Source organism: Aeromonas sp. 601039 (genome assembly GCF_049174415.1).
Taxonomy (GTDB): domain Bacteria; phylum Pseudomonadota; class Gammaproteobacteria; order Enterobacterales; family Aeromonadaceae; genus Aeromonas; species Aeromonas veronii_A.
The window spans coordinates 21,681-32,806 of record NZ_JAAKTL010000034.1 but is presented as its reverse complement, the minus strand read 5'-3'; the positions used below and the strand labels follow the sequence as shown (position 1 = coordinate 32,806).

9 protein-coding genes are annotated in these 11,126 nt (G+C 59.7%); 1 reads left to right on the top strand and 8 read right to left on the bottom strand.

Features of this window, described 5'->3' with window-relative positions; translation table 11 throughout:
• Positions 1 to 115: 115 nt before the first annotated feature.
• The 7 genes from G5195_RS19240 to ygeW form a co-directional block, all read right to left on the bottom strand.
• On the bottom strand, positions 116 to 1,201 hold the full coding sequence (locus G5195_RS19240) for a calcium/sodium antiporter (RefSeq protein ID WP_005360785.1): 1,086 nt from the start codon (positions 1,199 to 1,201) through the stop codon (positions 116 to 118).
• 160 nt (positions 1,202 to 1,361) lie between these two features.
• Positions 1,362 to 2,285 carry a DMT family transporter gene (locus G5195_RS19235; protein WP_323912987.1) on the bottom strand — a complete coding sequence of 308 codons (924 nt, stop codon included), beginning with the start codon at positions 2,283 to 2,285 and terminating at the stop codon, positions 1,362 to 1,364.
• A gap of 171 nt (positions 2,286 to 2,456) precedes the next feature.
• Entirely contained in the window at positions 2,457 to 3,389 is a 933-nt protein-coding gene (arcC, locus tag G5195_RS19230; protein WP_421223664.1) for a carbamate kinase, read from the bottom strand.
• A gap of 59 nt (positions 3,390 to 3,448) precedes the next feature.
• Complete coding sequence (hydA, locus tag G5195_RS19225; protein WP_421236397.1) at positions 3,449 to 4,867, bottom strand: dihydropyrimidinase; 1,419 nt, start codon at positions 4,865 to 4,867, stop codon at positions 3,449 to 3,451.
• 105 nt (positions 4,868 to 4,972) lie between these two features.
• Complete coding sequence (locus G5195_RS19220; protein ID WP_421236396.1) at positions 4,973 to 6,190, bottom strand: YgeY family selenium metabolism-linked hydrolase; 1,218 nt, start codon at positions 6,188 to 6,190, stop codon at positions 4,973 to 4,975.
• A 139-nt stretch (positions 6,191 to 6,329) separates the two neighbouring features.
• The gene (gene dpaL, locus G5195_RS19215) at positions 6,330 to 7,529 is read right to left on the bottom strand and encodes a diaminopropionate ammonia-lyase (protein WP_216953638.1); all 1,200 of its coding nucleotides are present in this window, start codon (positions 7,527 to 7,529) and stop codon (positions 6,330 to 6,332) included.
• Between the two features lie 137 nt (positions 7,530 to 7,666).
• Positions 7,667 to 8,854 (bottom strand): knotted carbamoyltransferase YgeW, encoded by a 1,188-nt coding sequence (ygeW, locus tag G5195_RS19210; protein ID WP_005336811.1) that lies wholly within the window; start codon positions 8,852 to 8,854, stop codon positions 7,667 to 7,669.
• A gap of 613 nt (positions 8,855 to 9,467) precedes the next feature.
• Between ygeW and G5195_RS19205 the strand changes: the two genes are divergently transcribed.
• Entirely contained in the window at positions 9,468 to 10,061 is a 594-nt protein-coding gene (locus tag G5195_RS19205) for a hypothetical protein (RefSeq protein WP_421236395.1), read from the top strand.
• Between the two features lie 41 nt (positions 10,062 to 10,102).
• On the opposite strand, the gene G5195_RS19200 is transcribed toward G5195_RS19205, so the two are convergent.
• Positions 10,103 to 11,107, bottom strand: coding sequence for a Wadjet anti-phage system protein JetD domain-containing protein (locus G5195_RS19200; RefSeq protein ID WP_245132623.1), 1,005 nt, complete (start codon positions 11,105 to 11,107; stop codon positions 10,103 to 10,105).
• Positions 11,108 to 11,126 lie beyond the last annotated feature (19 nt).

Below are 11,126 nucleotides of genomic sequence, written 5' to 3'. Positions count from 1 at the left end.
GTCCGTTTCACACCTTGTCCCATCGGGTTCTCCATTTATTGGGGGGAAATGTGTAAACCATATTCAGGACGGGACAGTCGGTTGATGCAGCGCCTTTACATCAGGAGAACCTGCATCACGACCGGGTTCGTTGCAATCGCCAGGCTCGCACCGCCAGCACAACCAGAGTGATGGCGGTGAGCGGCAACACAAAACCGGTTAGCGCTGCACTGAACTGACCTTGCAGCGGACTGGATGTGGCGTGGAGGATCAGCCAGCAGGTGTAGCCGATGTAGTAGGCCAGAAACAGCGCCCCTTCCCAGCGGGCGATGGTGTAACCGGTAAAGAAGATGGGCAGGCAGGCAAGCGCCACCGCAATCATTACCGGAATATCGAACTGAAGGGCGGTGGCCGACACTTCAAGCCCACCGGGAGTGACGATGGAGGTGAGCCCCAGCACGCAGAGGATATTGAAGATATTGCTACCCACCACGTTCCCCACAGCGATATCCCGCTCCCCGCGCAGGGCTGCGACGATGGAGGTCACCACTTCGGGCAAGGAGGTACCGGCCGCCACTATGGTCAAGCCGATGATCAGATCGCTCACCCCGAAGTAGTGGGCAATCTCAACCGCACTGCCAACCAGCAGACGGGAGCCGAGGATCAGCAGACCCAGACCTGCAGCAATAAAGAGCAGATTGCGCAACCAGTTGCCCGCCGTACTCGCTTCACGGGTACCAAACTCCTGCTCGTACTCCGCCTGCACCGCTTTGTTTTCCCGTCGACTCTGGACAAAGAGAAACCCGGTGTAGGCGATGATGCCGGCAAACAGCAGCGCCCCTTCCAGTGGCGCAATACGGCCATCGTAGCCCAGCAACAACACCAGAAAAGAGACCACTATCATCAAGGGCACGTCGAGACGTACCAGTTGCTGGGAGACGGTCAACGGTACGATCAGTGCCGAAATACCTAAAATAAACAGCACGTTGAAAATATTGCTGCCGACCACGTTCCCCACGGCAATCCCCGCCTGCCCCTCGAGGCCAGACTGGATGCTCACCGCCAGCTCGGGAGCACTGGTCCCAAAGGCCACTATGGTCAATCCCACCACCAGTGGCGATATCCCCATCATGGTGGCGAGGCGAGAGGCGCCCCGCACCAGAGATTCGGCCCCCACCACCAGACACACCAGGCCTACAGCCAACCACACCAGCGTCATCATACGGTCTCATCCTTGCCGTTAGGTTCGTTGAAATAATCACAATAAATCAGATACCTGTGCTCCAGCACAGTCAGACCACGCCATTGTAACGAGGGGTTGGTCCCCTGTCGCGGGCTCTTTTGAGTGCCGTTTATCGTACCACTGGCAGCCCAGTCACCACTCAACCATGCTTGATGCGAGTCTCCCCCGCCACCGACACCACAGAGCGTTTGCCCTTGCGGCTAATCACCAACAGCGCCAGCACGATAAGGGCGATACCGCTCCCCTCCACCGGCCCCGGATTTTCGCCGAGCAGCCACCAGGAGAGCAGCACGCCGGTCACCGGCACCGCCAGAGTGCTAAGGCTGGCAATCCCCGCTGGCAGTTTTTTCAGCACAAACAGCCAGAGACTCCAGGCGATGGCGGTGGCGAAGATGGCGCTATAGGCCAGCGCCCCCATCACGTAGGGCTGCCAGTCGATGGGGCGCTCCGGCACCAGCGCCGCCACCAGCGCCATCACTATGGTTGCGTAGATCATCTGCCAGGTGGTGAGGGACATCAGATCCACCCCGGGATGGCGGGCATACATCCGCTTGGCGATGATGGCGCTGATCCCCCAGCAGATACCGGAGGCAATCCCCAGCAGCGCACTCTTCATGGAATCCAGGTGCAGTTGCCAGGGCTGGATCACCAGCAGCAGCCCGCAGGCGGCCACTCCGACCGCCAGATAGTGCAGCTTGCGCATCCGCTCACCGAGAAAGAGCGCCGCGAAGATCACCACCCAGAACGGCATGGTGTAGCTCAGAATAGCCACCTTGCCCGCCCCGCCGCTGATCAAAGCCCACTGGGCCAACCCCACCATGCCGCAGGTCTGGAACAGGGCGATGGCGAGGGTATAGCGAAACGGAGTGGGTTTGAGATAACGGCGCCCGCGCAGGGCCAATACCAGCAGCAGAACCAGAGATCCGCACAGGCAGCGAAGGGCGGTGAACTCGAAGGCCCCCGCGTAGAGCATCACCTGCTTCATCACGATCCAGCTGTAACTCCAGATGGCGGTGAGCAGGATCAATCCCACCAGCGCCGCCATATTGATCTTTCCACTCATTTGTTTGTTACTCACCTCTTGTCACTCATTGCGCCAGGTCAGCTCTCGGCGTCTTGCCCGCGCTTGAAGGCGGCCATCTTACGCCGCTCATCCTCCGCTGACCATGACTGCCCCAAAATGAACAAGGGGGCCGACGGCCCCCGCAATCACACTCAACCCGAGCTGGAACACCTAGCGGCTGATAAGAGTTCCCGTCTTGCCGGCAATGCCGTCGGCGGCCTTCTCCAGCAAGGTGATCAGGGACTTGCGCCCCGGCAAGGAGGTGGCAAACGAGAGCGCAGCCTCCACCTTGGGCAACATGGATCCTTTGGCAAACTGCCCTTGGGCGATAAAGCTGTTGGCATCGGCCACGCTCAGCTGATCGAGCCACTGCACATCGGGCTTGCCGAAGTTGATGGCAACCTTCTCCACCGCGGTGAGGATGATCAGCATGTCGGCGTCGATAAGCTCCGCCAGCTTGGCACTGGCCCAATCCTTGTCGATCACCGCACTGGCACCGCGCAGGTGATTGCCTTCGCGTAGCACCGGAATGCCGCCGCCACCGACGGTGATCACCACCTGACCGGCGGCCAGCATGGCAGAGACGGTCTCTTTCTCGATGATATCGACGGGTTTAGGGGATGCCACCACCCGGCGATAGCCGCGACCGGCGTCCTCTTTGAGCCGCTCGCCCTTGGCCATCAGCGCCTCGGCTTCCTCCTTGCTGAAGAAGCCACCGATGGGCTTGCTCGGATCATGGAAGGCGGGATCGTTTTTATCCACCTCAACCTGGGTCACCAGGGTGGCGACCGGCTTGTGGATGCCGCGTTCAAGCAGGGCTTCACGCAGGGCATTTTGCAGGTCATAACCGATGTAGCCCTGACTCAGGGCCACGCAGACCGACATGGGCAGATGGGGGGATTTTGGCTCGTGGCGGGCCGCCACCTCGAACGCCTGCTGGATCATCCCAACCTGCGGCCCGTTGCCGTGGGTCACCACCACCTCGTGCCCCTGGGCGATCAGGTCGGCGATGGTGTGCGCCGTGCTCTGCACCGCCTTCATCTGCTCGGGCAGGTTGTTGCCCAGAGCGTTGCCCCCCAGGGCCAGTACGATACGCTGTTTCATCTTGTGCTCTCCGATGATAAGGGTGGGCCGGTGTCATACCGACTCGGTTGTTCTGTCTATCACTGTGCTGATTGCTGTTCTCGGGCCGCGGCTCCCAGCAGCGGATCAAAGGGCGCTCTGGCCAAAAAGCTGCCATGCCCCCGTTGCCCGGTAAATTCGCCGTCGCGAGCGACTATCTCGCCGCGACAGAGGGTCATCCGGATCTGGCCGGGACAGCGCATCCCCTCGTAGGGGCTGTAGTCACCGTTGTCATGCAGCGCGGCGTGACGGATCAGGGTCTCGCCACGGGGATCCATCAGCACCAGATCGGCGTCGGCCCCCGGTTGCAGATTGCCCTTGCGCGGCCAGAGGCCAAACAGGCGCGCCGGATTGGCGCTGGTGAGGGCCACGAAGCGTGACGGCGAGATGCGCCCGCCCAATACCCCGTGGGCAAACAGCAGCAGCATCCGGTTCTCGACGCCCGGCAAGCCGTTGGGGCAGCGGCTGAAATCGCCGCCTGAGAGGGTCATGCGCTGGGCGTGGGAGAAGTTGCAGTGATCGGTCGCCACCGTGTCGATGTCGCCAGCAGCGATACCGACCCACAGCTTGTCCTGCTCGCGGCGTGAGCGCAGCGGCGGGCTGAGCAGATAGTCGACTCCGTTCTCCCGGTAGTAGCAGGAATCATCCAAAAGCAGATATTGCGGGCAGGTCTCCACCCAGACTGGCTGGCCCTGACGGCGCGCCAATTTCAGATACTCCAGCCCCAGTCCGTTGGAGAGGTGGACGATATAGAGCGGGGCATTGCCCGCGAGCCCCGCCAGATTGATCATCCGGGCGATCGCCTCCGCCTCGCACTCCAGCGGGCGGCTTTGCGCGTGATACCAGGGCTCATGATGGCCAGCGGCGAGCAGTGCCGCACGGCGCGCCGCGATGGCGGCATCGTTCTCGGGATGGACGGTGGCAAGCGCCCCCACCTCTTTGAGGCGGGCCAGGGCACGCAGCACGTCATGGTCCCCCAGCTTGTACTGGTAGGTGAGATAGAGCTTGAAGCTGCTGATCCCCTCCTCCTGCACCATGGCGGCCATCTCATTAAGGATGTCGTCATCCACATGCTGGATCACGCCGTGAAAGCTGTAGTCGATCACCGCCTGATCGGCGGCGTAGTCGTGATAGCGGGCCAGCTGGTGATGCAGGTTGCACCCCGCCGGACCAAATCCCATATGATCGACGATGGTAGTAGTGCCACCACAGGCGGCGGCACGGGTACCGCTGAAAAAATCATCGCAACTGCGGGCAATGCCCACATCGATGTTGAAGTGGGTATGGACGTCGATGCCACCCGGCATCACATAGCAGCCGCTGGCATCGATCAGCTCGGTTTCGCCATCGGGCTGGATATCGGCGGCACGGGCGCGGATCACCCCGTTTTCTATCAGCAGATCCTGACGATATTCACTCTGCGCATCGACCAGCACACCCTTTTTGATCAGCCGTTTCATCCCCACCACCTCGAACATCACTTCAAACAGCAAGGCCCCGCCTCAATGGAGACGGGGCACTTTTAACAGCTGGGCGGCGATGGCAGTCACCACCCGGCAGACCCCTTACTTGTCCAGCTCGGCCAGATAGAGCATGGGGATCACGGCGTACATGGCGGCGCACTTGACCAGATGCTCTTTCCAGGTCTTCTCGTTCGGCGCGTGGGCTTCCGGCTCTTTACCCGGGCCAAAACCGATGACCGGAATACCGTGACGACCCATGATGGAGACCCCGTTGGTCGAGAAGGTCCACTTGTCCACCACCGGCTCCTTGTTGAACAGCTCGCGATAGGCCTTGGAGAGGGTTTTGACGGTGATGTGATCCTCTTCCACCTTCCAGGTCGGGAAGTAGCACTCGGTCGGGTAGACCAGACCGGTATAGGCCGGACGGTCGTACTGATACATGGAGACCTCGGCTCCGGCGGCTTGCACCGCAGGCAGGGCGCGGATCTCGTCCAGCGCACCTTGCCAGCTCTCGCCCCAGGTCAGACGACGGTCGATGGAGACGGCGCAGCTGTCCGCCACGGCGCAGCGGCTTGGCGAAGTGAAGAAGATCTCGGAGACGGTCAGGGTACCCTTGCCGAGGAAGTCATCGCTGCCAAGGTTGTGGCTCAGCTCCTGCAGCTCGCCAAGAATGGGGCCCATCTTGAAGATGGCGTTGTCACCGCGCTCCGGCGCGGAGCCGTGGCAGCTGACCCCCTGCACCTCCACCCGGATCTCCATGCGGCCGCGTTGGCCACGGTAGATCTGGCAGTCGGTGGGCTCGGTACTGACCACAAACTCGGGGCGGATCTTGCTCTGCTCGATGATGTACTGCCAGCAGAGGCCATCGCAATCCTCTTCCTGCACGGTACCGGTCACCAGCAGGGTGTACTGATCTTCCAGCCCCAGATCCTTGATGATCTTGCCCGCGTAAACCATGGAGGCCATGCCCCCTTCCTGATCGGAGGCGCCGCGGCCACCGATGATCTCGTGATCTTCCATCCCCTCATAGGGGTCGAAGGTCCAGTTGGCGCGGTTGCCGACACCGACGGTATCGATGTGGGCATCCATGGCGATCAGGTGCGGGCCGTGGCCGATATAACCCAGCACGTTACCCATGGGGTCAATCTCGACCTTGTCGAAACCAACCTTCTCCATCTCCTGCTTGATGCGCAGCACGACGCGCTCTTCATCGCAGCTCTCGCTCGGGATGGCGATCATATCGCGCAGGAACTGACTCATCTCGGCCTTGTACTGGTAGGCCTTCTCCAACACCATTTCAAACGGAATTTGCTTGCTCATTGTGATTCTCCATAACAACTGAGAGTGCGCGGCCTGTTCGTCGGCAGCGCCCTGTGCCCGTTACCGCACCCCGTTGGCGAGGCGCGATCAATGCTTCAATCCGTGTCTCTGCTCTCGCAGAGATTACTCACAGCCGGGGTTAATCGCAGGCAGGATGCTTGCCTTCCCACACCACTTCCCGGTAGTGGGTCACATCGGTGTCCCCTTCGGTGTTGATGATCAGCACCACGGAGTCGCGACTTAGCCCGAGGCGCGCCATCAGCGCCGCGCGATCCGGGTGGTGACGTACTGCCGCCAGCACGCCGGTACCGACCGAGCCGGACTCACCGGAGATGATGCGCGGATCATTGCCAAGGGGGTTGCCGAGCACTCTCATGCCCAATGCCGACACCTTGTCGTGACAGGAGATGAACTGGGTGGTGCAGCTTCTGAGCAGCGGCCAGCCGAGCGGATTGGGTTCACCGCAGGCGAGACCGGCCATGATGGTGCGCATGTCGCCCCCCACGTTGACCATCTCCCCCGCCACGCCGGAGCGGTAGATGCAGTCGGCCTGATCCGGTTCGACCACGATACTGTGCAGGTTTTTCGCCCCGAAGCAGTCCACCAGATAACCGAGCACACCGCCCGCCAGCGCACCAACGCCAGCCTGCAGCAACACGTGGGTCGGCTGCTTGATGCCCATGGCCTGCATCTGCTCGACCGCTTCGTCGGCCAGGGTGGAGTAACCCTGCATGATCCAGGTCGGGATCTTGGTGTAGCCCTCCCAGGCGGTGTCCTGCACTATGTGCCAGCCGCGCTCTTCGGCCATCTTCATGGTTAGGCGCACGGTGTCGTCATAGTTCATGTCGGTGACGATGCACTCGGCACCGAGATTGAGGATGTGGTCAACCCGCTCCTGGGCCGAGCCCTTGGGCATGTAGACCACCGCATGCTGACCCACCTGTTTGGCGGCCCAGGCAACGCCACGACCGTGGTTGCCATCTGTGGTGGTGGCGAATGTCATCGGCTCCTTGATGGTGCGTTTGATGAGATCGAAGGAGAAATCCTCGATGGCCACCCCGTACTTTTCACAGAGCAGGTTGGCGATGGCATAAACGCCACCCAGCATCTTGAAGGCGTTGAGGCCAAAGCGCTTTGACTCGTCCTTGACCAATATATTTTTCACCCCGATATAGGCGGCCAGATCTTTCAGGTCGCACAATGGGGTCGGTTCATAACCGGCCAGTTTTTTATGAAAAGCGCGAGCCTTTTGTGCTTCGGCGCGAGAAAACAGCGGAGATGGCTCGGCGGTAAAAAAGCGGTTATCGGCAATATCCATCTTCAGCGAAAATTGGGACATGCTTACCTCACTAGGCGTTACCTGACAAAGAGCTGCCTCGCCGGGAGATCCGTTATTCAGATACCACGGGGAGAAAACTCGAAATAATGGATTCGACAGCGTGGGCAGGATGAATATTCACCCTGCCCTACCGTTATTTATTTCACCCGCTTTTGCGCCTCTTTAATCAGATTTTCCAGAGTTTCTGCCGGGGCGGAAAATTTACGGGCCATGATCATGGCGGCGATAATATAGGGCTTCCAGCTCGCCTCTTTGTAAGTGGCGATACGGTATTTCTCGAATACCCCTTCGGTCACTTCGCCCTCTTTGCAGGAGACGCCGGAAATATCGGCCGGCAGGCAGTGCATATAGAGCGCCTCGCCCCCCTTGGTGAGCTTCATCATCTCCTCAGTGCAGTGCCAATCCTTGTGCTTGGCGTTCTGCTCAAGGCAGTGTTTCTCCAGCTCTTTGAGGCCGGCGTGATCATTGGCGCGCAGCAACTCGGTGCGCTGCTCCATCACCTTGTAGGGGGCCCAGGACTTGGGATAGACGATATCCGCATCCTTGAAAGCCTCTTCCATGGAGGTGACCTGACGGAAGCTGCCGCCGGAGGCCTTGGCGTTCTCTTTGGCCACTTCGATCACGTCCGGGATCAGGTCATACCCTTCCGGGTGGGCCAGGGTCACGTCCATACCGAAACGGGTCATCAGACCAATGATGCCCTGGGGCACGGAGAGCGGCTTGCCGTAGCTGGGGGAGTAGGCCCAGGTCATCGCAATCTTCTTGCCCTTGAGGCTCTCCAGACTACCGAAGTGCTCCTGTAACCAGGCGAGATCAGCCATCGACTGGGTCGGGTGATCAATGTCGCACTGCAGGTTGACCAGCGCCGGACGCTGGGGCAGCACTCCCTTCTCGAACCCTTCATCCAGTGCGGCGCCCACTTCGCGCATATAGGCGTTGCCGGCACCGAGGAACATGTCGTCACGGATCCCGATGGCATCGGCGCAGAAGGAGATCATGTTGGCGGTTTCACGGACGGTCTCACCGTGGGCGATCTGGGATTTGCCCTCATCCAGATCCTGCTGGGCCAGACCGAGCAGGTTCAATGCAGAGGCATAAGAGAAGCGGGTTCGGGTGGAGTTATCGCGGAAAACCGAGATACCGAGCCCGCTGTTAAACAGTTTGGTGCAGATATTTTCGGCGCGCAGGGTCTTGAGTGATTCGGCCAGTTTCAATACCAGCTCCAGCTCCTGAGGCGTTTGCTCCCAGGTCAGCAGAAAATCTTTTTCATGCAGGTTGGATTTGAGTGCCCTGATCTCTTTGATTAATTCGTTAACTGCTTTCATCGTTCGCCCCAATCATTGGATGAGATATGGATAGCTCCCCTTTCACTCACGATGTCACCAGCATCCCGGTTGTGGGTGAGCGCGTCGGTTAGCGTCGATATGAGGCAATCAATAACCGTGCCAAACCAATAAAATGCAGGCAGATATTAATAAATGGCGAAAGTGTGTGATGCCACCCACAAAATCAGCGGTTATTTCAGCGGTTTACTCCATAAAAGGATGGATAGGGTGGCCAAGCGATAAAATAGCAAGGTGATAATAATCAGAGGCAATATCCCTGCGCCGGTGAGAATTATCATCAAAGGTCAGTTTCAAGGGCTGAAATGATATCAGCGGGGCTGTCGTTATCATTATGATAATGCCCGCAACACCTTTTCTCTTGGAATGATCTCTCCAGCGTTGACACTGCTGCTATCTCGTCTCCCCTGCACTCCCCGCTCGTATCGCCTCTCGCCTTATCTTCCGGCCACATCGCTGGGCGCGGTTGTTGGCCCAAGGTGCTAACGTGAATACGCCAACTGCGCATATGTCTCGGATGCTCAGGAGAGGCCGACGTTCACGACCGCAACTGCGCGGATGAACCTGCATGACTTACATCTTTGAGGGATTATCTATGTCCAAGAATGCTGCACTGCTCATCACCCTGACCCTGCTCGGTATCACCCCTGCCCACGCCATCAGTGCCAAATATGCCGAGCAACTGGAGCGATCCGGCTGCACCCAGGTCACCGAGGCGCAAGGCTGTGACATTCACAAAACCAAAGCGGAAAATGCCAAGGCGGGATTTGGCACGGCCGCCCCGGCCACGGAGGGCGGTCTGAATCTGAGCTATGAGCAGAAGCTGGAGCGCTCAGGCTGCACTCAGGTGAGCGAGCTCAATGGCTGCGATATCAACAAAACCAAGGCTGAGAACGCGGCAGCCGGTGTTGGCAATACTCCGGCCGCGGCAACCAGCGACAGCCCCTATGCGGGCAACTGGATCGCCACCTTCCCCCAAACCGGCGCCATCGTGGCCAATATCCGCATCGATGGCAAGGATCAGGTGTGGGTCAACGACAAGAAGGTCAATGCCAAGAAATCCGATGGCGCGCTAGTGTTCAAGGATGGCATGGTCATCTACACCATTCAGGGTGATCGCCGCATCAAGGGTGAAGACGGCTGGGTCGATAATGATGCCGGCACCAAGGGGCCCATCAACGCCAAGTAAACAGCTGACCACGAAATGACGGGGAGCGCGGGCTCCCCGTTTCACACCTGATTGCCCATCGCGTCCAATGACCAGCTCCGCCAGTGAGGGGCCAGAATCAATACCTCCTGCTCCAGCCAAGTCCCGTCTGTGATCAGTTTCTCGAGCCAGGGAACGTCTGCCGGCGAGCCATGATCATCGACCTGATCAGCCTGCGTCGTCACACGCCAGGGCACCTTGCCACTGTCCGTCGCAAAGGTGCGTACCGGACGGGCATAGTGATCCAGATAAGGTTGCAGCTCACAGGGAAGCCAGAGCATGGCCGGTCGATTTAGCTCGCGCGCCAGCTCGATGGCAATATCGATACCCCGTTGATCGAGATCGCCAAAATGGGCCCACTGCACGCCCGCAGGCAGCAGCGGGATCAGCTGTTTGGCCAGGGTGGTATTGCGACCGGGGGCAAAGAGCAGCAGTTGCCCGGGTTGCAGCGGGTAGTCGACAAAGGCCCCCTTGTTCTCCACCGTAATGACCCGATCCCCTTGCCAGCCGATGGCCGCCAGCGTGCCCAGAGTCCGCTCCGGCAACGCTAATTCCCCCAGCAGCGCCATCATTGCCGTCATATCGTGCTGCTGACCCTGCCGATCGACCAGTGAGAGCGGTTCGAGGGTTCGGATGCGGATCACCTCATCCTGCGTGAGCGACAAGTTCGCAAGCTGTGGCGCTGCAAGGGGTGCTGACCGCGAATGCTTGCTGTCCCCATGCCAGAGGGCATAAAAGCAGGCCTGATTGAGCCGTGCAGGTAAACTCACTCCCATTCGTTGCAGCTGCTCCCCCTTGTCCGGTTCGGGGGGCGCTGCCCGTGCCAGTTGTCCGGTCAGATAAGTCCGCCCCGCGTCGGTCAACACATAATGAGCACCTCGGCCAACCGGTTTGATCCCGCCCACCGCCTGCAACAGCTCCTTCAGCTCCCTACCATGCCGACTCTCAAGAGAGCAGCCCTTCTCGTTCTGGCTATCGAGCAACCGTGCACACAAATCCTGTACCCGCACCTCATCAAACAGCGACATCCTTACCTCTCCATGTGGC

What these genes read in the sequence shown, in the direction of transcription:
- G5195_RS19240 (WP_005360785.1), bottom strand. Translation starts at nt 1,201, where the DNA reads ATGATGACGCTGGTGTGGTTGGCTGTAGGCCTGGTGTGTCTGGTGGTG.
- G5195_RS19235 (WP_323912987.1), bottom strand. Translation starts at nt 2,285, where the DNA reads ATGAGTGGAAAGATCAATATGGCGGCGCTGGTGGGATTGATCCTGCTC.
- arcC (WP_421223664.1), bottom strand. Translation starts at nt 3,389, where the DNA reads ATGAAACAGCGTATCGTACTGGCCCTGGGGGGCAACGCTCTGGGCAAC.
- hydA (WP_421236397.1), bottom strand. Translation starts at nt 4,867, where the DNA reads ATGAAACGGCTGATCAAAAAGGGTGTGCTGGTCGATGCGCAGAGTGAA.
- G5195_RS19220 (WP_421236396.1), bottom strand. Translation starts at nt 6,190, where the DNA reads ATGAGCAAGCAAATTCCGTTTGAAATGGTGTTGGAGAAGGCCTACCAG.
- dpaL (WP_216953638.1), bottom strand. Translation starts at nt 7,529, where the DNA reads ATGTCCCAATTTTCGCTGAAGATGGATATTGCCGATAACCGCTTTTTT.
- ygeW (WP_005336811.1), bottom strand. Translation starts at nt 8,854, where the DNA reads ATGAAAGCAGTTAACGAATTAATCAAAGAGATCAGGGCACTCAAATCC.
- G5195_RS19205 (WP_421236395.1), top strand. Translation starts at nt 9,468, where the DNA reads ATGTCCAAGAATGCTGCACTGCTCATCACCCTGACCCTGCTCGGTATC.
- G5195_RS19200 (WP_245132623.1), bottom strand. Translation starts at nt 11,107, where the DNA reads ATGTCGCTGTTTGATGAGGTGCGGGTACAGGATTTGTGTGCACGGTTG.